Below are 1,097 nucleotides of genomic sequence, written 5' to 3'. Positions count from 1 at the left end.
GATGGGCGGGCGCGGTTCGTGCTGGGGTCGATGGGGCCGGGGACGAAGTTGCCGACGTTGGGGCATGTGGCGTTTGGGGCGTTGCGGGATGCGTATGAGGAGAACGCGGCGGGGTTGATCGCGGGTGGGGCTGATGCGTTGATCGTGGAGACGTGTCAGGATTTGTTGCAGGTGAAGGCGGCGGTGACGGGGGCGCGGCGGGCGATTTCGGCGGCGGGTCGTGATGTGCCGGTGATCGCGCAGGTGACGATCGAGACCAACGGGGCGATGTTGCTGGGGTCGGAGATCGGTGCGGCGTTGACGGCGATCGAGCCGTTGGGTGTCGATGTGATCGGGTTGAATTGCGCGACGGGTCCGGCGGAGATGTCGGAGCATTTGCGGTATTTGGCCAAGCATGCGGGGCCGGGGGTGTTGTTGTCGTGTATGCCGAATGCGGGGTTGCCGGAGTTGACCGCTGACGGCGCCCGGTATCCGCTGACGCCGGGGGAACTGGCGGATGCTCATGAGATGTTCACCGGGCAGTACGGGCTGGGCCTGGTGGGCGGGTGTTGCGGGACGACGCCGGAGCATCTGCGGCAGGTGGTGGAGCGGGTCGGTGCTCATGCGCCGGCGCCGCGTCGTCCGCGTGTCGAGGCGGGGGCGTCGTCGTTGTATGCGCATGTGCCGTTTCGGCAGGACACCTCGTATCTGGCGATCGGTGAGCGGACCAATGCCAATGGGTCCAAGGCGTTTCGTGAGGCGATGCTGGCCGGGCAGTGGGATGAGTGCATCGATATCGCGCGGGCGCAGTCGCGTGATGGGGCGCACATGCTGGACCTGTGCGTCGACTACGTCGGGCGGGATGGGGTGGCCGATATGCGGGAGCTGGCCTTCCGCCTGGCGACCGCCTCCACGTTGCCGATCGTGATCGATTCCACCGAGCCGGCGGTGATCGGTGCGGGGTTGGAGATGCTGGGTGGCCGTGCGGTGGTCAACTCGGTGAACTACGAGGACGGTGATGGCCCGGAGTCGCGGTTTGTGAAGATCATGGAGTTGGTGCGTGAGCACGGCGCCGCGGTGGTCGCGCTCACCATCGACGAGCAGGGGCAGGCGCGGAC

Annotated in this window: 1 protein-coding gene; it reads left to right on the top strand. The window is 67.1% G+C overall.

Going from position 1 to position 1,097, the window contains the following annotated elements; translation table 11 throughout:
* Positions 1-1,097, top strand: a 1,097-nt coding sequence (locus ACZ6QO_RS37850; protein WP_465858344.1) for a homocysteine S-methyltransferase family protein, incomplete at both ends; no start/stop codon positions are given.

The organism is Sphaerisporangium sp. NPDC049457 (assembly GCF_055586705.1).
The sequence above is the reverse complement of the archived record's forward strand: the minus strand, read 5'-3'. Positions and strand labels throughout refer to the sequence as shown.